We start from the raw sequence: 23,233 nt of genomic DNA, 5'->3' as shown, positions 1-23,233 counted from the left end.
CGAACCGTGGCGTCCGTTACGGTTCACCCCTATGCGCACCATCCTGATCACCGGCCCCGGCGGCAGCGGTCGTACGACAGTCGCCGCCGCCACCGCCCTGCGCGCCGCAGGCGACGGCATCCGCACCCTGGTGCTGAGTGCCGACCGCACGGACACCCTGGGCACAACTCTCGGCGCGGCAACGGGCCCCACCCCCACCCGGGTCAACCCACATCTCACCGCCTGGCGCCCCGACGCCACCGCCGGTTTCCGGGATGACCTCGCCCGCTTCCAGGACCGCGCTTCCAACGTCCTCAACCTGCTCGGCGCCTCCCGCCTGGACCCCGAGGAGGTCACCCCCCTCCCCGGCGCCGAGGAACTCACCCTCCTGCGGGCCCTGCGCGACGCGGCGCTCTCAGAGCGGCACGAGCTGCTCGTCGTGGACCTGCCGCCCACCCAGCAGGCCCTCGCCCTCCTCTCCCTCCCCGAGGAACTCCGCCGCTACCTGCGCCGTCTGCTCCCGGCCGAGCGCCAGGCCGCCGCGGGCCTGCGCCCCGTGCTCGGAAGGCTCGCCGGCGTCCCCATGCCCTCGGAGTGGCTGTACGAGACCGCCGCCCGCTGGGACACCGAACTCGGCGCGGTCGAGGCCGTCCTCGCCGATCGGGAGGCCGTCGTACGACTCGTCGCCGAACCCGGCCCCGCCGGTACTGACGACGTACGGTCCGCGAGCCTCGCCCTCGCCCTGCGCGGCCTGCGCCCCGACGCACTGATCGCCAACCGCGTCGTACCGGAGGAGTGGCCCGCCGGCCTCGTCGCCCAGCAGCGCAAGGCCCTGGAGGAGTGGCAGGAGTCGTACGACGTCCATGCCGTCCCGCATCTCGGCCACGACCCGCGCGGCACCGACGACCTCGCCGCCCTCGCCGTCCCCGAGGTCAACGACACGACCTCCACCGTCGAGTGGCCTGTCGTCGATCACCTCGCCGAGGACGGCGTCCTGGTGTGGCACCTCCCGCTGCCCGGCGCCATACGCGAGGAGCTGGAGCTGATCCGGCGCGGCGACGAACTCCTCGTCAGCGCAGGGCAGTTCCGCCGGATCGTCCCGCTGCCCTCGGCTCTGCGCCGCTGCACCGTCGCCGGCGCCGCCCTGCGCGAGGGCGAGCTGCGGATCCGGTTCGCGCCGGACCCGGATCTGTGGCCCCGGACACCGTGAACCGTGTACGCCCGTTCGGGTAACGTCGTAGGGACGAACCGTAGTCAGGAGGTCGTCATGAGCGAAGAGCTCCCCCCGTCCGACGCCGGAGACCGCGAGCCCGTGGATTCCGTGGACGAGGTACGGGCGACCGACGCCGACGCGTGGGCGACGGCGGTCGCGGAGGACCTCGCGGCGGAGAAGGCCCGCCGCCGCACCCAGTACGGCCCGCCCCCGGGCTCGGCCGCCGAAGAGCTGCGCAAGCTCGTCGACAACGTCGCCGAGAAGCTGTCCGGCCTCCAGTCCCCGCTCCTCGGTGGCATCGCCGGACCCGCCGCCCAGCAGGTGGTCAAGCAGGTCGTCCAGCAGGCCAAGGCCGCGGTCGAGCCGGTCATCGAACGCAACCCGGACGTCTTCGACCACCTCGCCGCCGCGGGGGGCGAGCTCCTCGCCGCCTACCGCTCCGCGGTCCAGGCGCAGGAGCAGCGCTGGAGCCGCCGCGACGACGACACGCTGCGCGACCGGGGCGAGGACCCCGGCCCCGGCGAGCGCATCGACTTGGACTGAAACCCCCTGACGGCAGGGGCTCGGGTACGGTTGGCCGTAGCGGGGCTCGACCGAAACTGAGGGATTCATGGGACTCACCATCGGCGTCGACATCGGCGGCACGAAGATCGCGGCCGGCGTGGTCGATGAGGAAGGCAACATCCTCTCGACCTACAAGGTGCCGACCCCGGGCACGGCCGAGGGCATCGTGGACGCGATCGCCTCGGCGGTGGAGGGCGCGCGCGCCGGGCACGCGATCGTGGGCGTGGGCATCGGTGCGGCCGGATACGTCAACCGCCAGCGCTCGGAGGTCTACTTCGCGCCCAACATCCACTGGCGCAACGAGCCGCTGAAGGAGAAGGTCGAGACCCGGGTCGGCCTTCCGGTCGTCGTGGAGAACGACGCCAACGCGGCCGCGTGGGGCGAGTACAAATTCGGCGCGGGCAAGGGCCACCGCAACGTCATCTGCATCACACTGGGCACCGGCCTCGGCGGCGGCATCATCATCGGCAACAAGCTGCGCCGCGGCCACTTCGGCGTGGCGGCCGAGTTCGGCCACATCCGCATGGTGCCCGACGGTCTCCTGTGCGGCTGCGGCAGCCAGGGCTGCTGGGAGCAGTACGCCTCCGGCCGCGCCCTGGTGCGCTACGCCAAGCAGCGCGCCAACGCCACCCCGGAGAACGCCGAGATCCTCCTCGGCCTCGGCGACGGCAGCCCCGACGGCATCGAGGGCAAGCACATCTCCATGGCCGCCCGACAGGGCGACCCGGTGGCCGTCGACTCCTACCGCGAGCTGGCCCGCTGGGCCGGCGCCGGCCTCGCCGACCTGGCCTCCCTCTTCGACCCCTCCGCGTTCATCGTCGGCGGCGGCCTCTCCGACGAGGGAGAACTGGTCCTGGACCCGATCCGCAAGTCCTACAAGCGCTGGCTGGTGGGCGGCAACTGGCGCCCGGTCGCCGACGTCATCGCGGCCCAACTGGGCAACAAGGCGGGCCTGGTGGGCGCGGCGGACCTGGCGAGAGAGCCGGACCCGATCATGTAGACCTGCATTCGGTGGACCTACTCAGGGGCGCGGGGCGGCACACACCTCGCGCCCCTTCCTCTTGCTCTTGGGCGTAAATTGATCCACATGGTTCCGGTCAAAGTCCTGAGCTACAACATCCGCTCGATGCGAGACGACACAGACGCGCTGGCCCGAGTCATCAAGGCCTGCGAACCCGATCTCGTACTGATCCAGGAAGCCCCCCGTTTCTTCCGCTGGCGCAAGAAGCTGGCAAGGCTGGCGTCAGCCTCAGGACTGGTCATCCTCACCGGAGGCGGCACAGCGGCGGGCCCCGCGATCCTCTGCAACCTGCGGGCAACGGTCGAACGTACGGAAGACGTCCTCCTCCCTCTTACTCCCGGGCAGCACAGAAGAGGCTTCGCCACAGCGGTCGTACGACTCGGCGGCACCCGCCTCGGCGTACTGAGCTGTCACCTGTCGTTGCAGGAGGACGAGCGTTACGACCAGGCGGGCATGCTCCTCGACCGCCTCGCCGGCATGGGCGTGGACCACGTCATCGCCGGCGGCGACCTGAACGACCGCCCCACCGGCCGCACCTTCAGGCGCCTCGCCACGAACCTCCAGGACTGCTGGGCGACCAGCCCGACGGGTGCCGAACACACCTGGACCCACTCGGAACCCCACCAGCGCATCGACGCGATCTTCGCCACGAAGGGCATCGACGTGCTCGGCTGCGGAGTCCCCACGCACCTCCCCGGGATCACGGAGGCAGACATGAGGGCGGCCACCGACCATCTCCCGGTCCTGGCCACCCTCGGAATCCCCGCGAACTGAGCGGTACTAGACCACGGCACCCCGGCCGGGATCCTCGTCGTCCTCGTCGTCCGCCCGCATCCGCGTCACCAGCGTGACGAAGCCACCCAGGAACCCGCCGATCCCCGCCGTGGCCAGCCACCACGTCATCTCCCAGCCGAGCAGCACCGCGACCAGCAGCAGAACCGGCCCGCCCAGCACTCCCAGCCAGGCGAACCTCGAGGTGGTGTCGGCGGACGGCAGCGGCGGCGGCTCCGGGGGGACGAAGTGCCCCTCGTCGTCCTCCTCGAAGTCCTCCTCGGACGGCTCGGGCGCGCTGTAGTCGCGCGGCCCGACACCGGGTGCGAAGGCGACGGAACCGCCCAGCGGCTTCGCCGGCTTCTCGTCCTGCTTCGGCGCGTCCTTCTTCGCCCCGTCCTTCTTGGGCTGCGTCTCCGTGGTCGTCGGCTCGTCGTTCGTCTCGGTCTCGAGCAGCGCGAGATCCTCGACCGACTTGAACGGCTTCGTGCCCGGCGGGTCCTTCGGCTCCTCGCCGTACCCGGCCACGATGGCCGCCCACGCGGCCTCCTCGTCGAACGGGACGCCCTGCTCGTCCGGCTCGCGGTCCTCGCGGTCGGAGTCGTGCTCAGCCACGTGCGGCCGTCCCTTCGCTGCCGATGCCGGTGGTGTGCCGGCCGATGAACGCGAGGCTCTCGTCGAAAATCCGCTCCGCGTCATGGTCCAACGTCGCCACGTGGTAGCTCTGTTCCAGCACGATCTCAGTTACGTCCGTCGACGACACCCGGCTCAGCACGCGCGCGGAGTCGGCCGCCGGCACCACATGGTCCTGGGCGCTGCGCAGCACCAGCAGCGGCTGGGTGACCTGCGGCAGCTCGCCGTCGACCTGCCGGAAGAAGGTGCGCAGGGAGTGCGCCGCGTGCAGCGGCACCTTGTCGTACCCCAGCTCGACGCTGCCCTCCTTGGCGATGTCGCTGGCGATACCGGGCGCCGTACGGACGAAGTGACGGGCCACCGGAAGGGCGTACGGCGCGAGGCCGTGCATACGGTTCGCCGGGTTGACGACCACGACACCGCTCACCGCGTCCCCGTGCTTGGCGGCCAGCCTGAGGGCCAGGGTGCCGCCCATGGACAGACCGGCCACGAACACGGAGGAGCAGCGCTCGCTGAGGGCGCGCAGCTCGCGGTCCACCTCGGCGTACCAGTCCTGCCAGCCGGTGAGGGCCATGTCCTGCCAGCGGGTGCCGTGCCCGGGCAGCAGCGGCAGGGAGACCGTCAGGCCGTGCTCGGAGAGGTACTGGGCCCAGGGGCGCAGCGACTGGGGGGAACCGGTGAAGCCGTGGCAGAGAAGGACACCGGCCTCCCCGCCCTCATGGCGGAACGGCTCGGCTCCGGGGAGGACCGGCACCTAGGTCTCCTGTTCATGAAAGAAGCGTGAGCAAGTCCAGGTGAGGTTCACCGTACGCGACCGCACTGACACCGACCAGGGCCGTCGGGCTGTTTGACAGGGCTCCGGGTTAAGGTCTCATCGACGGACACAGGAGGCACTCGGTTGTTGTACGGCACGATGAAGGTCGCCATCGGAGGGCCGCTGAAGGTCGCCTTCAGGCCCTGGGTGGAAGGCCTCGAGAACATTCCCGCCGAGGGCCCCGCCATTTTGGCGAGCAACCACCTGTCCTTCTCCGACTCCTTCTTCCTGCCCGCGGTCCTCGACCGCAAGGTCACCTTCATCGCGAAGGCCGAGTACTTCACCACTCCCGGAGTGAAGGGCCGCCTCACGGCCGCCTTCTTCAAGGGCGTCGGCCAGCTCCCGGTGGACCGCTCCGGCGCACGCGGCGCGGGCGAGGCGGCCATCAGGAGCGGCCTCGACGTGCTGGAGCGCGGCGAGCTGTTCGGCATCTACCCCGAGGGCACCCGCTCGCCCGACGGCCGCCTCTACCGCGGCAAGCCCGGCGGCCTCGCGCGCGTGGCGCTCGCCTCCGGCGCCCCGGTCATCCCGGTCGCGATGATCGACACGGAGAAGATCCAGCCGCCGGGCAAGGTCATGCCCAAGCTGATGCGACCGGGCATCCGCATCGGCGAGCCCCTGGACTTCAGCCGCTACCAGGGCATGGAGCACGACCGGTTCGTGCTGCGCGCGGTGACCGACGAGGTCATGTACGAGATCATGAAGCTCTCCGGCCAGGAGTACGTCGACATCTACGCGACCGCCGCCAAGCGGCGGATCTCGGACGCGGCCAAGGCCGAGAAGGCCGCCAAGGCGGCTGCCGCGAAGGCCGAGCAGGACAAGCCCGAGCAGCCGGCGTCCTAGGATCCTCGGACACGGCAGTCGGAGCCCAGGGGTGGGGGACATGGTCAAGCAGGTGCGCGTCATGCGCATGTCGGTCGAGCAGCCGCTGTGGCGTGCGCTGACCGGGTACCGGGTGCTCACCATGCTGTACGCCGTCGGGCTCTTCGCCACCGAGTACGACGAGTTCGACCGGCCCGGCATCGCCATCGCCTACTACGTCGTCCTGTGCGTGTGGACGCTCGCCACGCTGCCCCGCGTCCAGAACGCGGCCGCCTGCACCAAGCGCTTCCTCGCCGTCGACCTCGCGATCGCGATCACCGGGATCGTGCTGACCCCGCTGGTCGTCAACGACCACCACATCGACAGCGGCGGCCCCACCCTGCCGTCGATATGGACGGCGGGTTCCGTCCTCGCGTTCGCCATCAAGGGCGGCTGGCGCTGGGCCGCGCTCGCCTCCACGCCGGTCGCCGCCGCCAACCTGTTCGAGCGCGGCCATCCGGCCCGCGACACCGTCCACAACGTGATCCTCGTCTGGGTCGCCTCCATCGCCATCGGCTACGTCGTCGAGGTCGCCCGCGCCTCCGAGCGCACCCTCGCCCGCGCCCTGGAGATCGAGGCGGCGACCCGGGAGCGTGAGCGACTGGCCCGGGACATCCACGACAGCGTCCTCCAGGTGCTCGCCATGGTGCAGCGCCGGGGCGCGGTCATGGGCGGCGAGGCGGCCGAACTGGGCCGGATGGCCGGCGAGCAGGAGGTGGCACTGCGCACCCTGGTCTCCGGCGGCCTGACCTCCGTCTCCCGGGTGTCACGGGACGCGGCCCAGGGGGCGGTCGTCCACGTCGTCGACGACGACGGGCCGGACGAGACCGGTCCGCTCGACCTGCGCGCACTGCTCGCCCCGTACGCCTCGGCGAAGGTCTCCCTCGTCGAGCCCGGCGCCCCCGTCCCGCTGCCTCCGCCCGCCGCGCGCGAGCTGGCCGCGGCCGTCGGGGCCGCCCTGGACAACGTCCACCGGCATGCCGGTGAGCACGCGCGTGCGTGGATCCTCGTCGAGGACGAGCCCGACGAGGTGATCGTGACCGTACGGGACGACGGACCCGGCATCCCGGAGGGCCGGCTCGCCCAGGCCGAGGGCGAGGGGCGGCTCGGGGTGGCCCTGTCGATCCGGGGCCGGCTGCGCGAGCTCGGCGGCAGCGCCGAGCTGATCTCGCCTCCGGGACAGGGCACGGAGGTCGAACTGAAGGTACCGAAGGTTTCACGGGGGAAGGCAGGACAGCGATGAGTGACAAGGGCCCGATCAAGGTGATGGTGGTCGACGACCACCCCATGTGGCGCGACGCGGTCGCCCGGGACCTGGCCGAGTCCGGCTTCGACGTGGTCGCGACGGCGGGCGACGGCGACCAGGCCGTACGCCGGGCCAAGGCGGCGGACCCCGATGTGCTGGTGCTCGACCTGAACCTGCCGGTGAAGCCCGGCGTCCAGGTCTGCAAGGAGCTCGTCGGGCACAACCCGGCGCTGCGTGTCCTCGTGCTGTCGGCGAGCGGCGAGCACGCCGACGTACTGGAGGCCGTGAAGTCGGGCGCGACCGGCTATCTGCTGAAGTCCGCGTCGACCGAGGAACTCCTGGACGCGGTCCGCCGCACGGCCGTCGGAGACCCCGTCTTCACGCCCGGCCTCGCAGGCCTGGTCCTCGGCGAGTACCGCCGCCTCGCCACCGACCCCGCGCCCACCACCGACCCCGACCAGCCCAGGGCCCCGCAGCTCACCGAGCGCGAGACCGAGGTGCTCAGGCTGGTCGCCAAGGGCCTGAGCTACAAGCAGATCGCCGAACGTCTGGTGATCTCCCACCGCACGGTCCAGAACCACGTCCAGAACACCCTCGGCAAGCTGCAACTCCACAACCGGGTCGAGCTCGTCCGATACGCCATCGAAAGAGGCCTCGACGACGAGTGAGACGCGCGTCACACTGACCCTTCGTCAGGCACCTGCGGCGAAGGGAACTGTCCATGCGCGTCGGAGTACTGACCGGAGGCGGCGACTGCCCCGGCCTCAACGCCGTCATCCGGGCCATCGTCCGCAAGGGCGTTCAGGAGTACGGCTATGACTTCACCGGCTTCCGGGACGGCTGGCGGGGTCCACTGGAGGACGCCACCGTGCGTCTCGACATCCCGGCCGTGCGCGGCATCCTGCCCCGCGGCGGCACCATCCTCGGCTCCTCCCGCACGAACCCGCTGAAGCAGGAGGACGGCATCCGCCGGATCCAGGAGAACCTGGCCGCGCGGGAGATCGAAGCGCTCGTCGCCATCGGTGGCGAGGACACCCTGGGCGTGGCCGCGCAACTGTCCGACCGACACGGCGTGCCCTGTGTCGGCGTACCGAAGACCATCGACAACGACCTCTCCGCCACCGACTACACCTTCGGCTTCGACACCGCGGTCGGCATCGCCACGGAGGCCATCGACCGGCTGCACACCACCGCCGAGTCCCATATGCGCGTCCTGGTCTGCGAGGTGATGGGCCGCCACGCCGGCTGGATCGCCCTGCACTCCGGCCTCGCGGGCGGCGCCAACGTCATCCTCATCCCCGAGCAGCGCTTCGACGTCGACCAGGTGTGCGCCTGGATCACCTCGCGCTTCAAGGCGTCGTACGCCCCGATCGTGGTCGTCGCCGAGGGCGCCATGCCGAAGGACGGCGACGCGGTCCTCAAGGACGAGTCGCTCGACTCCTTCGGACACGTTCGGCTGTCCGGTGTCGGCGAGTGGCTGGCCAAGCAGATAGAGAAGCGCACCGGCAAGGAGGCCCGCACGACGGTCCTCGGGCACATCCAGCGCGGCGGCACCCCCAGCGCCTTCGACCGCTGGCTCGCCACCCGCTTCGGCCTGCACGCCATCGACGCCGTCCGCGAGGGCGACTTCGGCAAGATGGTCGCCCTGCGCGGGACGGACATCGTGCGTGTGCCGATCGCGGAGGCGACGGCGAAGCTGAAGACGGTGGATCCCAAGCTGTACGAGGAGGTGGGGGTGTTCTTCGGCTGACGCCGGCCGGCTCACACGGTCGTGCGGCGCAGCTGCCTCACCAACTCCCGTACGACGACGGCGCCGTTCAGGGTCAGGACCGACTCCGGGTGGAACTGGACGCCCGCGAAGCCGGGGCCGCGCAGGGCGTGCACCTCTCCGTTGTCCGCCCGGCTGATCTCGACCTCGTGCGCGGCCAGTTCGGTCGCCGTCTCGTCGTCGCAGTGCGCCACGAAGCTGTTGTAGAAGCCGACGGTCTCGGGCCGCCCGAACAGATCGACCGTCGTCTGCGCGCCCTGGTACGGCACTTCCTTCCGTACGATCTCCAGGCCCAGCTCGGCCGCGATCAGCTCGTGTCCGAGGCAGACGCCGAGGACGCCGTGCCGGTGCTGCCTGATCACCTCGGTGGTCAGGCCCCGCAGGAACCGCATCTTCGGGTCGTCCAGGTCGCAGGGGTCACCGGGACCGGGGCCCAGCACGACCGGCCCCTCGTGCGCGAGCACCGCCTCCCGGAGCCCTTCCTCGTCATACCGGCGGACGGTGACGTCCAGCCCGCTCGACCGCAGGACGTGCGCGAGCATCGCCGTGAAGGTGTCCTCCCCGTCGACGACCAGTGCATGTCCGGTGAGCTCGTCGAGGGGTTCCTGCATCCGCAGCCAGAACGGCGCCAGCGAGGTGCGCCGCCCGTCGAGCGCGGCACGCACGCGTGGATCGTCGGCGAGACTCACGCGCGCGTGCTCCGCACGGGGCCGGGACGGTCGTACGCCGAGAGCCGCCAGTACCCCCGCCGCCTTGGCGTGGGTCTCCGCGACCTCGCTCACCGGGTCCGAGCCGCGCACGAGGGTCGCGCCGACGGGGACCCTGAGGCGGCCGTCGGCGGAGATGTCCGCGGTGCGGATGAGGATGGGGGAGTCGAGGGTCTGCGCCCCGCCGGAATCACGGCCGAGCAGGGCCAGCGCGCCGGCGTAGTACCCGCGCCCCCCGACCTCGTGCCGCTCGATGACCCGGCAGGCGTTCTGCACGGGGGAACCGGTGACGGTGGCCGCGAACATGGTCTCCTTCAGGACTTCCCGCACGTCCAGCGAGGACTTCCCGCGCAGCTCGTACTCGGTGTGCGCGAGGTGGGACATCTCCTTCAGCCGGGGTCCGATGACGACCCCTCCCATGTCACCGACGGTGCACATCATCTTGAGCTCCTCGTCGACGACCATCGACAGCTCCTCGATCTCCTTGCCGTCGGCGAGGAAGGCGAGCAGATGCTCGGGGGTCGGGCCCTCGGCGGGGTAGCGGTACGTCCCGCTGATCGGGTTCATGACGACGGTCCCGCCGGACATCCGGACGTGCACCTCCGGGCTCGCGCCGACCAGGGTCCGCTCGCCGGTGTGCACGACGAAGGTCCAGTACGCGCCCCGCTCGCCCTCCAGGAGCCGCCGGAACAGGGCGAGCGCGTCCGCGCGGGAGAACCCCGGGATGCCGCCCTCGTAGGTCCGCCGGATCACGAAGTTGGCGCCCTCGCCGCGCCCGATCTCCTCGTGCAGTACCCGTCCGACGATCTCGGCGTACTCCTCGTCGGCCACGTCGAAGCCGCCGTTCTCGACGCGGACGTCGTGGGCGGGAAGCTGCGCGAGGGCCTCCGTGAGGGAGAGGGCGTGGGTCTCCTCGGGCGTCAGCACCGCGAGCGGCGTCCCGTCGTCCCGCACGTCGAAACCGCGCTCACGGATCTGGCGGAAGGGGACGAGCGCCAGGCCCTCGTCGGGGAGGTCGGCGAGACGGTCGTAGGTGCCGACCGGGCCGACGAGCAGTTCGACGGTGTTCTCGTCGTGGCCCGGGGTGCGGCGGCGGAGCAGGGCGAAAGGACGGTCGTCGTGCAGAAGCTGGGTCAGGTCCATGGTTCCTCAGCTGTTGATTGCGAGGAACGACCCCGGAAACACCGAAGGCCGCCCCTCGGGCGGCCTTCGCGAAGTCTTGCGTACGCGCTTGTCAGTGGGCCGCCGGATGAGCGGTCCACCACCAGTTCTGGGTCGAGTGCGCGTGCATGGCGCGGATCTTACACGTCTTTCCTTCACAGGAACGTCTCAGGCTTCTTCTTGGCGTGCTCATGAGCCCGTCTGGTGCCCGGCTGCCGGCCGGCGGCGCGCCGGGCCCAACAGCTTGCCGGCGACCGGTCCCGGGAGGCCCGGATGCTCGCCGCTGAACTGGCCGAGGCGCTGCGCGGTCCGGGCAGCTGCTCCTCCAGAACGGGCGGTGCCGGTCCGCCCCTCGTGTCTCATTTGCTGGGCACGGCGCTGGAGCCATGACACGACCCCGTAATGTTGACGTCGTGACCGTGAACGCTAAGACCAGCGCGAGCGCTGGCAACACCTGGCGAGACCTGCCCGCGGCGCAGCAGCCCGAGTACCCCGACACCGAGGCTCTGCGCGCAGTGATCGCGGACCTCGAGTCGTATCCGCCGCTCGTCTTCGCGGGCGAGTGCGACCAGCTGCGCGCCCGGATGGCGGCCGTCGCCAAGGGAGAGGCGTTCCTCCTCCAGGGTGGCGACTGCGCCGAGGCCTTCGACGCCGTGTCCGCGGACCACATCCGCAACAAGCTCAAGACCCTGCTCCAGATGGGCGCCGTGCTGACGTACGCCGCCTCGGTGCCGGTCGTGAAGGTCGGCCGCATCGCCGGCCAGTACTCCAAGCCGCGCTCCAAGGGCACCGAGACCCGCGACGGCGTGACGCTGCCCACGTACCGGGGCGACTCGGTCAACGGCTTCGAGTTCAACGAGAAGGCCCGTATCCCGGACCCCGAGCGCCTGAAGCGGATGTACAACGCCTCCGCCTCCACGCTCAACCTGGTGCGCGCCTTCACCACCGGCGGCTACGCCGACCTGCGCCAGGTGCACGCCTGGAACCAGGACTTCGTGAAGTCGTCCCCGTCCGGCCAGCGCTACGAGCAGCTGGCGCGCGAGATCGACCAGGCGCTGAACTTCATGCGGGCCTGCGGGACCGACCCGGAGGAGTTCAAGACCGTCGAGTTCTACTCCTCGCACGAGGCGCTGCTGCTCGACTACGAGTCGGCGCTCACCCGCGTGGACTCGCGCTCGGGGCAGCTGTACGACGTCTCCGCGCACATGGTGTGGATCGGTGAGCGCACCCGGCAGCTGGACCACGCGCACATCGAGTTCGCCTCGCAGATCCGCAACCCGATCGGCATCAAGCTCGGTCCGACGACCACGGCCGAGGAGGCGCTGCAGTACATCGAGCGCCTCGACCCCGACCGCGAGCCCGGCCGGCTGACCTTCATCGTCCGCATGGGCGCCGACAAGGTCCGCGACAAGCTGCCCGAGCTGGTCGAGAAGGTCACCGCCTCCGGCGCGACCGTCGCCTGGATTACCGACCCGATGCACGGCAACACCTACGAGGCGGCCTCCGGCCACAAGACCCGCCGCTTCGACGACGTGCTCGACGAGGTCAAGGGCTTCTTCGAGGTCCACAAGAGCCTGGGCACCCACCCGGGCGGCATCCACGTCGAACTCACCGGTGACGACGTCACCGAGTGCGTGGGCGGCGGCGACGAGATCTTCGTCGACGACCTGCACCAGCGCTACGAGACGGCCTGCGACCCGCGCCTCAACCGCAGCCAGTCGCTCGACCTGGCGTTCCTCGTCGCGGAGATGTACAGGGACCAGTGACAGGAGCACCTGTTACAGGAACGTGAATGGGGCGCGGATCACATACGATCCGCGCCCCGCTCCACTTTTGCGGTTCCTGAGCGCCGGGTAAGGTTAGGTTAGCCTCACCGATCATCGGGATGGCGAGACCGAGCAATCCCGGCGGGAGGTGGAACCGCGTGTACGTCTGCAGTTGCTTCGGCATCACTGAGCAGCAGGTCAAGAAGCACGCCGAGGACGGTGCCTGCACCCCCCGCCAGGTGGCCTCCGCCTGCAAGGCGGGCACGGACTGCGGTTCGTGCGTACGGCGTATCCAGGCGCTCCTGCGCCGGGGCGAGTACCCCCGCCGTGAGCTCGCCGAACAGGGTCAGCCTGCCCTCGCCGCACTGGACGAGGCCGCCTAGCTCTCCGGCTGCTCGATCAGCTGCGCGATGTAGAGCGCCTCGCCGAGCTTCTCCAGAAGCTCCAGCTGTGTGTCGAGATAGTCGATGTGGTGCTCCTCGTCCGCGAGGATCGACTCGAAGATGTTCGCCGACGTGATGTCGCCCTTGGCGCGCATCACCTCGATACCGCGCTTGAGGCGGTCGATGGCCTCGACCTCGACCTGCCGGTCGGCCTCGAACATCTCCTTGACGGTCTGGCCCACGCGCACGTGGAACAGCCGCTGGTAGTTCGGCAGCCCCTCCAGGAAGAGAATGCGGTCGGTCAGCACCTCGGCGTGCTTCATCTCGTCGAACGACTCGTGCCGCGTGTACTTCGCGAGCTTCGTCCAGCCGAAGTTCTCCTGCATCTTCGCGTGCAGGAAGTACTGGTTGATCGCCGTGAGCTCGCCCGTGAGCTGCTCGTTGAGGAATTCGATGACCTCGGGGTCGCCCTGCATCGCAGAGGCTCCTTCCAACCGTGGGGAACTGGCAGGTTGCGCCGCATCCTTGCACCGGTGAAGAAGATCGTCCAGTAAGTCTTCACTTAGTAAGTAAGGGCATGCTTAGTCCAATTTGAGGGGGATTGGGCGAGGGCTGGTCGGGTGCATCCCCTCGGGTCTGTCAGGATGGAAGGCATGGGTCAGCCGGTGGAGAGCGAGAGCGGAGAAGCGGCACACTCCGAGCTTCCGCCAGGGCAGCGACTGCAGCGCGGCTGGCCCGTCACGCACTACGGCCCGGTCCCCAAGTTCCGGCCCGAGCGCTGGGAGTTCCGGGTCTTCGGCGCCACCGCGGACAGCGAGAAACACTGCTGGAACCACGAGGAGTTCACGGCGCTGCCGTACACCACCGTCGTGGGCGACCTGCACTGCGTGACGAAGTTCAGCATGCTCGGTGCCGAGTGGGGCGGCATTCCCGCCCGCACGATCCTGGAGATCGCCCCGCCCGCCCCGGCGGTCACCCACGTGATGGTCTGGGCCGAGTACGGCTTCAGCTCCAACCTCCGCCTCGAGGACTTCGCGTCCGAACACGCGATCTTCGCCACCCACAAGGACGGGGAACTGCTGACCGCGGAGCACGGCTTTCCGCTCCGGCTGGTCGTCCCCCATCTGTACGCCTGGAAGGGGCCCAAATGGGTCCGTGGCGTCGAGTACATGACCGCCGACCGCCGGGGCTTCTGGGAGGAGCGCGGCTATCACAACGTCGGCGATCCCTGGAAGGAACAGCGGTACTCGTACCAGGAGCAGCCGGGGGACGGCCCCGAGCTGTGACGGTCGGTCAGTGCGCGTGGTGCTGGTGGACCACCGCGTGACCCTTGCCGCGCCCGATCATCCACTTGTTGACCGGCACGGTCACGACGAACGCGATGGCCAGCGAGATCGCCAGTGACGCCCAGAACAGCAGGTCGGCGAGTTCCGCGTCCATGGCGTCCGGCCACAGGACGATCACGCCGTTGTCGATGAGCTCCATCACGGCGATGGAGAGGGTGTCGGCCGCCAGTGCCACCCGGACCGCGGCCCGGAAGTCCAGGCCGCCCTTCAGGGCCCCGCGCAGGGTGAGCGAGTAGCCGAAGACGAACGCGAGAACGATCGCCAGGACGGTGGTGGGCAGATTGCCCCAGCCGAGCGCGGTGCCGATGACCATGCCGAGCACCTCGCCGATGGCGCAGCCGGTGAGGCAGTGAAGGGTGGCCTGGACGGCGACGGCCCAGGTGGCGCCCGGCTGTGCGGCGTCGGTGTGCCCGGTGTGGGCGTGCGCGGTGTGTTCGTGGTCCACGGCTGGCCTCCAGCGTCGGATGACGGATCCTTCCAGGGGTCCGACTATATACCCCCTAGGGGTATCCGTGTGAAGGTTCGGACGTCGTTCCGGTAACTGACCGCACATTCCGTGCCCAGAGCGCTACGCTGAGATCCTTGCCTGGCGGGAAACGTCGGGTGGAGACGGATCCAAGGGGCCTTCGGGGTTCCGCTTGCGGTCCGGTTCGGGGGAGAGCGGCACACGGGGGACGACGGTGGGGCTGTTCGGAGAGCGGCGTACCTTTTTCGGGGGTCTCGGCCCGGCGGACCGGGAGGCGTTGTCGGGTCTCGGCACCCGGCACGAGTACTCACCGCACGACACGCCCCTCGCCGAGGGCGACCGCACCACGTTCGTGGTCGTCCTGCTCAGCGGCTGGTGCACGGTGTGGACGCCGACCGAGCGCGGCGGCCGTCTGATCCTGGCCCTGCGTCGGGCCGGCGAGGTCGTGGGAGACATGGCGGCACTCGACGGCCGTCCCCGCAGTGCCTCGGTGAGCTCCCTCGGTCCGGTGACCGGCCTGGTCGTACCCGGCGAGCGCTTCCGGCGCTTCCTGGCCTCCCGGCCGCCCGCCAACGCGCTGATGACGATTCAGCTCACCGAGCGGCTGCGCAGCGCGGACCACGAGCGCCGGGCCCTCGCCTCCATGACGGTGTTACAGAGGCTCGCTGAACGCCTGGTCGAACTCGCCGACCGTACCGGCCGGCTGGAGAACGAGGCCGTGACCATACGGCTCCCCCTCGCTCAGCACGAACTGGCCGCTTCCGTGGGCTCCACCCGCGAGGCCGTCGCCAAGGCTCTGCGCCTGTTGCGCGACCAGGGCCTGGTCCGCACCGGCCCCGGCACCCTCGCCGTGGCCGACCTGGATCCCCTCCGCCTGCTCGCCGCCGGACAACCCCATGGCACCCAGACCTAGAAGCACCCGGCGCCGCGCTGTGTAAACGGCTACAGCGGGGATCGGCAGGCTCCGCGACCATCCGAGGAGCCGGTGGTTCGACGGGACGGCAGGGAGGAGAGAACGATGGAGGAGGAAGCCGAGTACGGCTTCATCGTCAACGTGGACGCGCAGGGCTCGGGCCTGTTGTCCGACACCGAGAAACCCGGGATGCGGCGCAGACTCTACGAGGTCACGAACACCGCTTTCGAACAGGCCCGTATCCGCGCTCCCCGGCTCTACCAGGAGGACCGCGGCGACGGCATCCTCAGCGTCCTGGCGCCCGACGTGCCGCCCCAGCGGGTGGTGGGGGAGTGGCTGGAGTACCTCCACCAGAACCTCCGCCAGACCAACCGCGACCTCAACAAGCCCCTGCGGCTGCGCGTGGGTCTGCATATCGGCCCCGTCACGCCCGACGCACACGGCCGCTCCGGGCGGGCCGTCGATCTCGCCTGCCGACTGGGCGACTGCGACACCGCGAAGGCGATCCTCAAAGCCGCGGAGGGCGCACCCCTGGTGGTGGTCGCCTCCGACCGGCTGTACGAGGACGTCGTGCTCGCCGGCGGACGCTGGGTGGAGCCGGACCACTACCGCCGCCACGAGGTGGAGCTGAAGGAGGGCCGCAGGGCCGCCTGGTTCACGGTGCCCGGGCTGCCGCAGCCGCCCGACCCGGCGACTGCGGCCAAGGACCTCCCGCCCGAGCCGCCGCAGCCCCAGGGCACCGGGGACAGCTTCGTCCAGAACAACCACCACCACGGCAGCGGCCAGTTCATCGCCAACGGCAACGTCGACACGTTGCACATCAACCAGTACGGCGGTGACCGGTGAACGCGCAGAGCCCCCAGCCTCCCCAGGGCAACCCGAAACCCCAGCAGCAACAGCCGCAGCAGAAAGCCGAACCGGACAAGTCCACCGGCCCCGACCAGGGGAGCGGCCCGGAACAGCCTCAGTCCGACGTCATCGGCGGCACCGCGGCCTACCCGCTCGGCGAGGAGGCGCTGCCCGGAGCCGCGGCAGCCGCCTCCAGGATCTACCGCTCGACCGTGTCCTCGCACGGCTCCGGCACCCTCATCAGCTCCGGGTCCGTCCAGACCATGAACTTCTACGGCGGACAGGCGGCCGAGCGGCTGCTCGCCGGCCCGCTCCCGGAGGACGAACTACGCAGGCTGCGCCGGGTCTTCCAGGAACCGAAGGACTACGGCGAGTACCGCGGGCAACTGCGCGGCGGACAGCTCCTGGTCCTGCTCGGCCGTCCCGGTACCGGCCGCTCCTACACCGCGCTGTCCCTGCTGGACGACCTGACCCGCGGCCAGGTCTCGCGGCTCGATCCGCGCACCGACCTGGACAAGCTGGACGACAACCAGATCAACGAGGGCCACGGCTATGTGCTGGAACCCAGCGCCGTCGGACTGCCCGACGAGACCGGCCTGGACCGGCTCTGCGAACTGCTCCGCAAGAAGCAGGCCTACGCGGTCCTGCTGGCCACCCCCGAACCCGGGGACGTGCTCTCCCGCGGCGGCCGCTACTACCGCGTCCACACGCCGGCCCCCCAGACCGCCGTACTCGAAGGTCACCTGGCCGACGAACTCGACGAGGCGGGGCCCGAGGCGTACGAGCGGGCCCGGGCCATGGCGCTCGATCCCGAGGTGGTGGAGGCGCGGGGCCTCGACGAGCTGCGGCCCGCGGAGGCGGCCCACTTCGCGACCCTGCTGGCCCGCAACACCCGGGGCGAGCTCACGCACGACGAACTGCTCGCGGCATGCCGGAAGTTCGCCGAGAGCCAGGCCGCCGAGTGGTTTGCCGGAGGCGTCCGCTCGGAAACCCCCGAGCGGTTACGGGACGCGGCCTACCGGATCGCCGTCGCCGTCCTGGACGGGGCCTCGCTCAGCGCCGTCGCCGAGGCCGCCGAGGTGCTCGCCTGGGAACTGGCCGTCACCGTAGATCCGGAGGCGACACCCGGCCGCCCGCTGTTCAGCGACGGCGTCGACGCCCGGCTGGTCTCCGCCCGTGCGGTCGCCGAACTCGGCTCGGAGGAGGTCGGCACCGAGGAGGTCCCGGTGCGCACGGTGCGCTTCGCCGGTGAAGCTCTCGCCCCGGCCGTCCTGGGCCACCTCTGGCAGCACCGGCACAACGCGCGCGGGCCCGTGCTGCGGTGGCTGGCCGGACTGTGCGAGGACGACCGGCCCCAGGTCTGGGTGCGGGCCGCCGTCGCGGCCGGACAGCTGTGCCGCCTCGACCTGTCGCACACCGTGCACGAGCTGGTCCAGCCCATGGCCCAGGCCAGGCAGGCCCGGCGCCGGCTGTTCGCCGCGACCGTGCTCGACGTGGCCCTGCGCTCCCCGGACGTCGGCGGCGCCGTCCGCGCCCTGGTCGGTTCCTGGGCCCGGCACGGCGACGAACAGCTGCGCTGGACGGCGGGCGCGGTGCTCGGCAGGGGGCGGGCCACGGTCACTCTGCGCGAGTCGCTGGACCTGCTCGGCGGGATCGGTGCCTGGGACGAGGGCAGGCTACGGGCCGACGCGGCCGTCCAGGTCGCCCACTTCGCCGGCGCCCACCCCGACGGCCGGACTCCGAGCCGGATCCGCGCCTGGCTGTCCGACGAACGCCGGCCCCACCAGGACCTCGGTCTGCAGAGCACGATCTTCCTGGCCTCCGTCTCCGTGGTCGATCTCTGGAACCAGCACGACGACCTGGAGGGACACGGCGACTGGCCGCTGATGCTGGCCCTCGCCGCCGCCCGGCCCGCCCAGTCCGCGGAACTCGCCGGGCTCCTGTGGACGGCTCTGCAGACCCCGCGGTCCTACGAGGCCGCCGTCGACACCCTGTCCGGCTGGCTGCGCGACTCGGCCGAGCAGCCCTGGACCGAGTGCCTGGAGCGGTTCCTGCCGCTGCTGGTGCACAGCCAGGACGACCGGGACCGACTGCTGTCGCTGATCACGGAACTGACCGAAGACCCCGACCAACCACTGAACGAACAGCAGGTCCGCCGCCTGTGGGGGGCGGTCCAGGGAGCGAGTACACGATGACGCACAACCAGTGGGGCCAGCAGTGGCCGCGGCAGGACGAGGAGTTCGTCCTGCCCCACGACCTCAGAGGCCCTTTCGTACGCGAGTTCGCCCCACAGGCCGCCTACCGGCACCGCAACAGCCAGGTGGCCTCGGTGCTCTACTACAAGAACGGCGGATACAGCATCATCACCGTGCGCGGCGCCGAGCACGTCAACAAGCCGCTGATGGCCAAGCCCACCTCGGTGTGCTGGGTCGCCCGCGGTCAGCACCAGGCCTCCTTCCAGCTCGAACTGCCCACCTACGGCGACCGGTCGCGCTTCAAGGCGGGCGCCGACGTCAACTGGGAGGTGCGCGACTTCTACCTGGCCGCCGAGAAGCGGGTGGTCGACGTGGAGCGCATGCTCCGGCCGTCGCTGGAAGCCCGGCTGCGAGGGATCAGCCGACGCTACAGCCTGGACTCGGCGCAGCAGGTCGACGAGGCGATCCAGGACGAGCTGGCCAGCGGCCGGTGGAACGACTTCGGCGCCGACCTCGGCCTGGTCACCCAGGTCTTCATCCGTATCGACCTGGGCCAGGCGGCCGCCGACCATCAGGCCCAGATGGTCGCGGTGGAGAAGGGCAGCAAGGTCCAGGAGGCCATGGACATCGCCCACAAGGCACGGATCGCCGCCAACCTCGACGACGCGCGGAAGCTGATCAGCGCGGGCGAGACCGTCCAGTACGCCACGATGCTGGCCCAGGACCCCAGCCGGGCGCACGAGATCCTCGGCGTGCTCCAGCAGCAGGCCCGCGAGCAGCGCCAGGGCGCCCTGGACTATCTGACCAACCTGATCAACCAGGGTGTCGTCCAGCGCCACCAGATCGACGAGCAGGTCCAGGCCCTCATCGACTACAGCCGTACGGTCGCCGGCGGCGTCTTCCCGAACGGGCTGCCGCAGGCGCCGACGGCGCTGCCGATACCGCCGATGCCGCCCGCACCGCCGCTGGCCCCGGCCGACGCACCGCCGATCCCTCCCGCGCCGCCGACCGACTCGGTGCCCGGGGAGGGCACGGGAATGGAGTACGACCACGGTTCCGGGGCCCGCGAGTGACCGCAGGCGAACCGGACGCCGGGCATTACGTCGCCGAGCGGCTGCTGCTGACCGTGCGCGAGGACCTGGGCAGGGCGGACGTGAAGGCGTCGATCCTGCTCTCGGGTGCTGTGGCGGTGCCCGCGTTGGCGCTCGGCAGAGGGGTGCCGACCGAGGCCTCGGGGGTTGCCCTGGGACTCCTCGCGGCGGGCGGGGCACTCTGGGCGGCCGGCACGCTCTTGCTCCTCGCGGTGGTCCTGCCCCGTACCGGCACGGTCCGCTCGGTTCCAGGTCCGACGTACTACGCCGACGCCCTTCGTGGCACGGACCTGGAGGAGTTGCGCCGTGCCACCGCCGAGGCCGGCGCGGACCGGGTGAGCTGGTTGCTGACCCAGTTCCAGGACGTCAGCGTCATCCTTTCGGCCAAGTACCGCTGGCTGCGTCGGTCGATGTGGCTGCTCGGGGCAGGGCTGCTGCTGGCGTTCCTGTCAGCCGTCGTGCGCTGACCCGATCGTCTCGGCTTCCTTCGCCGCCTCGGCCGTCTTCAGCCGTCCTCAGCCGTCCCGGAGTTTCTTCAGTCGTTCCACGTCCGCCGCGTGCCCCTCCTTGCCGCCTGGTGTCTCGATGATCAGAGGCACGCCCTCGGTGGCGGGGTGGGTCATCAGGGCGCGGAACGGGTCCTCGCCGATATGGCCGGAGCCGATGTTCTCGTGGCGGTCCTTGTGGGCGCCGACCACATCCTTGGAGTCGTTGGCGTGGATCAGCTTCAGGCGGCCTTCGCCGACGGTCTCCACCAGGAGGTCGAGCGTCTGGTGCATGCCGCTCGGACCGGTGAGATCGTGGCCGGCCGCGAAGATGTGGCAGGTGTCCAGGCAGACGCCCAGCTTCGGGTGGGCGTCCAGGGCCTCGAAGTACGGGCCGAAGTCCCAGGTGCGTGAGCAGAGGGACGCGCCCTGGCCGGCCGTCGACTCCAGGAGCAGGTACGGGTCGTCGTCGTGGGTGAGCTCGTCGAGGAGCGGAAGCAGGTGCTCGCGCACCTGCTTCAGGGCCACGGAACGGTCGCGGCCGCCGGTGGCGCTGCCGGTGTGCACGACGACACCCAGCGCGCCGATGTCGCGTCCGCGCCGGAGGGAGTGCCGGAGCGAATCGACCGACTTCTCCACGGTCGCCTCGGTGTGCGAGCCGAAGTTGATCAGGTACGGGGCGTGGACGTACGCCGGGATCGCCTCTTGCGCGCAGGCCTCGCGGAAAGCCTCGTCCTGGCGGGGGTTTCCGGCGGGGGTGGCCCAGCCGCGCGGGTTGGCGACGAAGACCTGCACGGTCTCGGCGGCGAGGTCACGGGCGTACGACAGGCCGACGGAGTTCAGGCCGCCGGCCACGGGGACGTGGCCGCCGACGGGGTTGCGCTGAGTTGTCACCGGTCAAGGGTGCCATTGCCTGCGGCGCCTGTGCGGGTGGGGTGCGGTGCGCGCACCACACCGTGCATCGCACCCCTCGCGCTGGTCAGCGAATGGTGATCGTGATCGTCGAACCCTTGGGGGCCGTGTCCCCACCCTTCACGGACTGCTTCTTCACCGTGTCGCCGAACAGGCCGAGCAGTCCGCGGTCCTCGTCGACCTGGAAGCCCGCGTCCTCCAGTTCGGTCTTGGCGTCGTCGACGCTGTCGCCGGTGACGTCCGGGACCTCGATCATCTCGGGGCCCTTGGAGATCGTCAGGGTGACGGTGTCACCGTCGGCCGCCTGGCTGTCGCCGGCCGGGGTCTGCTTGGCGACCTGGCCCGCGTCGTACTCGGAGTTGACCCGGGTGGTGGCGATCTTCACCTTCAGACCGGCCTCCGTCAGATCGGCCCTGGCGTCGGCCAGATCCTCGCCGGTGACGTCCGGGACGTCGACCGGGGCGCCCTTGCTGACGGTGAGCGCGATCGCCGAGCCGGCACGCAGCGTGGTGCCGTCCTCGGGATCCGTGCTGATCACGAAACCCTTCGGTACGTCGTCGCTGAACTCCCGGGTGACCATGCCCGGTTGCAGCCCTTCCGCCTTCAGGCGGGTCCGGGCATTACTCAGCGCGTCCCCCTGCACATCGGGCACCTTCACCGTCTGCGGGCCCTTGGAGACGGTGATCGACACGGAGTCGTTGTTCCGTATGCGGGCGCCCACCCCCGGGTCCGTGCTGATGACGGTGCCGCGCTTCACGGTGTCGCTGTAGGCGTACGTGACCTTGCCGGTCTCCAGACCGGCGTCGTCCAGCCGGTCCCGGGCCTGTGCCTCGGTTTTCGTGAGGAGGGCCGGGACCTGGGTGAACTGGCCGGAGTTGATGTACCAGACACCCGCCCCGAGCCCGAGGGCCAGCAGGAGCGCGGCGACGATCAGGAGCGGGCCGCGCCGGGGGCCGCCGGACGAGCGGCCGCGCCGGGAAGGCGGGGGCGGCGGGCTCTCCAGGCGGCTGGTGCGGTGGTACACCGGCTCGTCCTCGTTGACCGGCAGGGGGCGCGGCACGGTGAGGGTGCGCGGGATCACGCTCGTGCGGTTCTCGGCGCCCGCGTACTCCGCCGAGAGCGCCTGCGGCGGTACCGCGTCCAGCTGGTCGGCGCTCAGCCTGCCGTGTGCCTCGCGGGTCTGCGCGAGCAGCGCCACGGCGTCGTACGGACGCAGGTCGGGGGTGCGGGCGGTGGCCGACGCGACCAGCTCGTCCAGTTCGTACGGCAGCCCCGGGACCACGGCCGAGGGCGGCGGGACGTCCTCGTGCAGGTGCTTGTAGAGGACGACTGCGGGGGAGTCGCCGTCGTGCGGGCGGTCGCCGGTCAGCATCTCGTACAGGACCACACCGCACGCGTACACGTCGACGCGGGCATCCGCGGTGCCCGGCTGCTCGATCTGCTCGGGCGAGAGATAGGACACGGTGCCGAGTACGGCTCCGGTGGTGCTGGTCACGGTGTCGACCGACCGCACGAGTCCGAAGTCGGCGACCTTGACCCGGCCGTCGTCCCCTATCAGGACGTTCTCCGGCTTCATGTCCCGGTGCACGAAACCCGCGCGGTGTGCGGCGCCGAGCGCGGCCAGCACGGGCTCCAGGATGTCCAGGGCGGCGCGCGGCTGCAGGGCCCCGCGCTCGCGCAGCACGTCGCGCAGGGTGCACCCGGCGACGTACTCCATGGCGAGATAGACGTACGAACCGTCGGTGCCCTGGTCGAAGACCTGCACGACGTTGGGGTGGGCGAGCCGGGCGACGGACTTGGCCTCCCGGATGAACCGCTCGACGAAGGACCCGTCCGCCGCGAGCGCGGGGTGCATCACCTTGAGCGCGAGCACGCGGTCCAGACGGGTGTCCAGGGCCCGGTAGACCGTGGCCATCCCGCCGACCGCGATCCGCGCGTCCACGCGATAGCGGCCGTCGAGCACCTGCCCGACCAGCGGGTCCTGAAGGGTCGTATCCACGCAGGTGAGTCTACGAGCCGTCGCTGACAGCCCGTCCAGTTCGGCCGATATCGAGGCGGGACTGCAGCGTAGCTGTGACGCAGATCGCAC

At 70.7% G+C, this 23,233-nt stretch carries 24 protein-coding genes; 16 read left to right on the top strand and 8 right to left on the bottom strand.

Annotation, left to right across the window (positions count from 1 at the left end; genetic code table 11):
• Positions 1 to 31 precede the first annotated feature (31 nt).
• From RNB18_RS11740 to RNB18_RS11725, 4 genes are all read left to right on the top strand, one after another.
• Positions 32 to 1,189, top strand: a complete 1,158-nt coding sequence (locus tag RNB18_RS11740) for an ArsA family ATPase (RefSeq protein ID WP_311714051.1) — start codon at positions 32 to 34, stop codon at positions 1,187 to 1,189.
• A gap of 57 nt (positions 1,190 to 1,246) precedes the next feature.
• The gene (locus RNB18_RS11735) at positions 1,247 to 1,735 is read left to right on the top strand and encodes a DUF5304 domain-containing protein (RefSeq protein WP_057611807.1); all 489 of its coding nucleotides are present in this window, start codon (positions 1,247 to 1,249) and stop codon (positions 1,733 to 1,735) included.
• Positions 1,736 to 1,802: 67 nt separating this feature from the next.
• Positions 1,803 to 2,756 carry an ROK family glucokinase gene (locus RNB18_RS11730; protein WP_057611808.1) on the top strand — a complete coding sequence of 318 codons (954 nt, stop codon included), beginning with the start codon at positions 1,803 to 1,805 and terminating at the stop codon, positions 2,754 to 2,756.
• A gap of 87 nt (positions 2,757 to 2,843) precedes the next feature.
• Positions 2,844 to 3,551, top strand: coding sequence for an endonuclease/exonuclease/phosphatase family protein (locus tag RNB18_RS11725; RefSeq protein ID WP_311714050.1), 708 nt, complete (start codon positions 2,844 to 2,846; stop codon positions 3,549 to 3,551).
• Positions 3,552 to 3,557: 6 nt separating this feature from the next.
• On the opposite strand, the gene RNB18_RS11720 is transcribed toward RNB18_RS11725, so the two are convergent.
• Positions 3,558 to 4,163, bottom strand: coding sequence for a hypothetical protein (locus RNB18_RS11720; protein ID WP_311714049.1), 606 nt, complete (start codon positions 4,161 to 4,163; stop codon positions 3,558 to 3,560).
• Positions 4,156 to 4,935: an alpha/beta hydrolase gene (locus RNB18_RS11715; RefSeq protein WP_311714048.1), complete on the bottom strand. Its 780-nt coding sequence runs from the start codon at positions 4,933 to 4,935 to the stop codon at positions 4,156 to 4,158. The genes RNB18_RS11720 and RNB18_RS11715 overlap by 8 nt, the downstream gene beginning before the upstream one ends.
• Positions 4,936 to 5,079: 144 nt before the next feature.
• Here RNB18_RS11715 and RNB18_RS11710 point away from each other — a divergent pair, with 144 nt between their 5' ends.
• Genes RNB18_RS11710 through RNB18_RS11695 form a run of 4 tightly spaced genes read left to right on the top strand, consistent with a single transcriptional unit; the run spans position 5,080 to position 8,852 of the window.
• The gene (locus RNB18_RS11710; RefSeq protein ID WP_311714047.1) at positions 5,080 to 5,838 is read left to right on the top strand and encodes a lysophospholipid acyltransferase family protein; all 759 of its coding nucleotides are present in this window, start codon (positions 5,080 to 5,082) and stop codon (positions 5,836 to 5,838) included.
• A 40-nt stretch (positions 5,839 to 5,878) separates the two neighbouring features.
• Positions 5,879 to 7,099, top strand: a complete 1,221-nt coding sequence (gene macS, locus RNB18_RS11705; protein WP_311714046.1) for a MacS family sensor histidine kinase — start codon at positions 5,879 to 5,881, stop codon at positions 7,097 to 7,099.
• The gene (locus RNB18_RS11700) at positions 7,096 to 7,770 is read left to right on the top strand and encodes a response regulator (protein ID WP_057611813.1); all 675 of its coding nucleotides are present in this window, start codon (positions 7,096 to 7,098) and stop codon (positions 7,768 to 7,770) included. The genes macS and RNB18_RS11700 overlap by 4 nt, the downstream gene beginning before the upstream one ends.
• Positions 7,771 to 7,823: 53 nt before the next feature.
• Complete coding sequence (locus RNB18_RS11695) at positions 7,824 to 8,852, top strand: 6-phosphofructokinase (protein ID WP_311714045.1); 1,029 nt, start codon at positions 7,824 to 7,826, stop codon at positions 8,850 to 8,852.
• An 11-nt stretch (positions 8,853 to 8,863) separates the two neighbouring features.
• On the opposite strand, the gene RNB18_RS11690 is transcribed toward RNB18_RS11695, so the two are convergent.
• Entirely contained in the window at positions 8,864 to 10,720 is a 1,857-nt protein-coding gene (locus RNB18_RS11690) for an anthranilate synthase family protein (RefSeq protein WP_311714044.1), read from the bottom strand.
• A 91-nt stretch (positions 10,721 to 10,811) separates the two neighbouring features.
• The gene (locus tag RNB18_RS53660; RefSeq protein ID WP_225887340.1) at positions 10,812 to 10,868 is read right to left on the bottom strand and encodes a trp operon leader peptide; all 57 of its coding nucleotides are present in this window, start codon (positions 10,866 to 10,868) and stop codon (positions 10,812 to 10,814) included.
• Positions 10,869 to 11,151: 283 nt separating this feature from the next.
• Between RNB18_RS53660 and RNB18_RS11685 the strand changes: the two genes are divergently transcribed.
• Together RNB18_RS11685 and RNB18_RS11680 are read left to right on the top strand one after the other, a co-directional pair.
• On the top strand, positions 11,152 to 12,504 hold the full coding sequence (locus RNB18_RS11685; RefSeq protein WP_311714043.1) for a class II 3-deoxy-7-phosphoheptulonate synthase: 1,353 nt from the start codon (positions 11,152 to 11,154) through the stop codon (positions 12,502 to 12,504).
• A 119-nt stretch (positions 12,505 to 12,623) separates the two neighbouring features.
• Positions 12,624 to 12,887 carry a (2Fe-2S)-binding protein gene (locus RNB18_RS11680; RefSeq protein ID WP_311714042.1) on the top strand — a complete coding sequence of 88 codons (264 nt, stop codon included), beginning with the start codon at positions 12,624 to 12,626 and terminating at the stop codon, positions 12,885 to 12,887.
• On the opposite strand, the gene bfr is transcribed toward RNB18_RS11680, so the two are convergent.
• Positions 12,884 to 13,363, bottom strand: coding sequence for a bacterioferritin (bfr, locus tag RNB18_RS11675; RefSeq protein WP_007381448.1), 480 nt, complete (start codon positions 13,361 to 13,363; stop codon positions 12,884 to 12,886). The two genes, RNB18_RS11680 and bfr, sit on opposite strands and share 4 nt — an antisense overlap.
• Before the next feature lie 177 nt (positions 13,364 to 13,540).
• Here bfr and RNB18_RS11670 point away from each other — a divergent pair, with 177 nt between their 5' ends.
• A complete protein-coding gene (locus tag RNB18_RS11670; protein WP_311714041.1) occupies positions 13,541 to 14,173 on the top strand; it encodes a sulfite oxidase-like oxidoreductase in 633 nt (210 codons plus the stop codon).
• A 7-nt stretch (positions 14,174 to 14,180) separates the two neighbouring features.
• Here the strand turns inward: RNB18_RS11670 and RNB18_RS11665 are convergent, their stop codons facing one another.
• Complete coding sequence (locus tag RNB18_RS11665) at positions 14,181 to 14,678, bottom strand: DUF4396 domain-containing protein (RefSeq protein ID WP_311714040.1); 498 nt, start codon at positions 14,676 to 14,678, stop codon at positions 14,181 to 14,183.
• 235 nt (positions 14,679 to 14,913) lie between these two features.
• Between RNB18_RS11665 and RNB18_RS11660 the strand changes: the two genes are divergently transcribed.
• The 5 genes from RNB18_RS11660 to RNB18_RS11640 all read left to right on the top strand — a co-directional run bounded on the left by RNB18_RS11660 (position 14,914) and on the right by RNB18_RS11640 (position 20,214).
• Complete coding sequence (locus tag RNB18_RS11660) at positions 14,914 to 15,612, top strand: Crp/Fnr family transcriptional regulator (RefSeq protein ID WP_311714039.1); 699 nt, start codon at positions 14,914 to 14,916, stop codon at positions 15,610 to 15,612.
• 105 nt (positions 15,613 to 15,717) lie between these two features.
• The gene (locus RNB18_RS11655; protein WP_311714038.1) at positions 15,718 to 16,458 is read left to right on the top strand and encodes a nucleotidyl cyclase domain-containing protein; all 741 of its coding nucleotides are present in this window, start codon (positions 15,718 to 15,720) and stop codon (positions 16,456 to 16,458) included.
• On the top strand, positions 16,455 to 18,656 hold the full coding sequence (locus tag RNB18_RS11650; protein WP_311714037.1) for a hypothetical protein: 2,202 nt from the start codon (positions 16,455 to 16,457) through the stop codon (positions 18,654 to 18,656). Before RNB18_RS11655 ends, RNB18_RS11650 begins: the two co-directional genes overlap by 4 nt.
• Positions 18,653 to 19,729, top strand: coding sequence for a hypothetical protein (locus RNB18_RS11645; RefSeq protein WP_311714036.1), 1,077 nt, complete (start codon positions 18,653 to 18,655; stop codon positions 19,727 to 19,729). The genes RNB18_RS11650 and RNB18_RS11645 overlap by 4 nt, the downstream gene beginning before the upstream one ends.
• Complete coding sequence (locus RNB18_RS11640) at positions 19,726 to 20,214, top strand: Pycsar system effector family protein (RefSeq protein ID WP_311714035.1); 489 nt, start codon at positions 19,726 to 19,728, stop codon at positions 20,212 to 20,214. Before RNB18_RS11645 ends, RNB18_RS11640 begins: the two co-directional genes overlap by 4 nt.
• A 48-nt stretch (positions 20,215 to 20,262) precedes the next feature.
• Here RNB18_RS11640 and RNB18_RS11635 read toward each other — a convergent pair whose 3' ends face one another.
• Positions 20,263 to 21,126, bottom strand: a complete 864-nt coding sequence (locus RNB18_RS11635; protein WP_311714034.1) for a deoxyribonuclease IV — start codon at positions 21,124 to 21,126, stop codon at positions 20,263 to 20,265.
• Between the two features lie 85 nt (positions 21,127 to 21,211).
• A complete protein-coding gene (pknB, locus tag RNB18_RS11630) occupies positions 21,212 to 23,143 on the bottom strand; it encodes a Stk1 family PASTA domain-containing Ser/Thr kinase (protein WP_311714033.1) in 1,932 nt (643 codons plus the stop codon).
• Positions 23,144 to 23,233: the final 90 nt, after the last annotated feature.

It is taken from the genome of Streptomyces doebereineriae (assembly GCF_031845645.1).
Classification (GTDB): Bacteria; Actinomycetota; Actinomycetes; order Streptomycetales; family Streptomycetaceae; genus Streptomyces; species Streptomyces canus.
The sequence above is the reverse complement of the archived record's forward strand: the minus strand, read 5'-3'. Positions and strand labels throughout refer to the sequence as shown.

Coding starts and splice junctions, on each gene's coding strand:
- RNB18_RS11670 (WP_311714041.1), top strand. CDS start 13,541: ATGGGTCAGCCGGTGGAGAGCGAGAGCGGAGAAGCGGCACACTCCGAG.
- RNB18_RS11695 (WP_311714045.1), top strand. CDS start 7,824: ATGCGCGTCGGAGTACTGACCGGAGGCGGCGACTGCCCCGGCCTCAAC.
- RNB18_RS11730 (WP_057611808.1), top strand. CDS start 1,803: ATGGGACTCACCATCGGCGTCGACATCGGCGGCACGAAGATCGCGGCC.
- RNB18_RS11700 (WP_057611813.1), top strand. CDS start 7,096: ATGAGTGACAAGGGCCCGATCAAGGTGATGGTGGTCGACGACCACCCC.
- RNB18_RS11645 (WP_311714036.1), top strand. CDS start 18,653: ATGACGCACAACCAGTGGGGCCAGCAGTGGCCGCGGCAGGACGAGGAG.
- RNB18_RS11690 (WP_311714044.1), bottom strand. CDS start 10,720: ATGGACCTGACCCAGCTTCTGCACGACGACCGTCCTTTCGCCCTGCTC.
- macS (WP_311714046.1), top strand. CDS start 5,879: ATGGTCAAGCAGGTGCGCGTCATGCGCATGTCGGTCGAGCAGCCGCTG.
- RNB18_RS11655 (WP_311714038.1), top strand. CDS start 15,718: ATGGAGGAGGAAGCCGAGTACGGCTTCATCGTCAACGTGGACGCGCAG.
- RNB18_RS11740 (WP_311714051.1), top strand. CDS start 32: ATGCGCACCATCCTGATCACCGGCCCCGGCGGCAGCGGTCGTACGACA.
- RNB18_RS11735 (WP_057611807.1), top strand. CDS start 1,247: ATGAGCGAAGAGCTCCCCCCGTCCGACGCCGGAGACCGCGAGCCCGTG.
- RNB18_RS11680 (WP_311714042.1), top strand. CDS start 12,624: ATGGCGAGACCGAGCAATCCCGGCGGGAGGTGGAACCGCGTGTACGTC.
- bfr (WP_007381448.1), bottom strand. CDS start 13,363: ATGCAGGGCGACCCCGAGGTCATCGAATTCCTCAACGAGCAGCTCACG.
- RNB18_RS11725 (WP_311714050.1), top strand. CDS start 2,844: ATGGTTCCGGTCAAAGTCCTGAGCTACAACATCCGCTCGATGCGAGAC.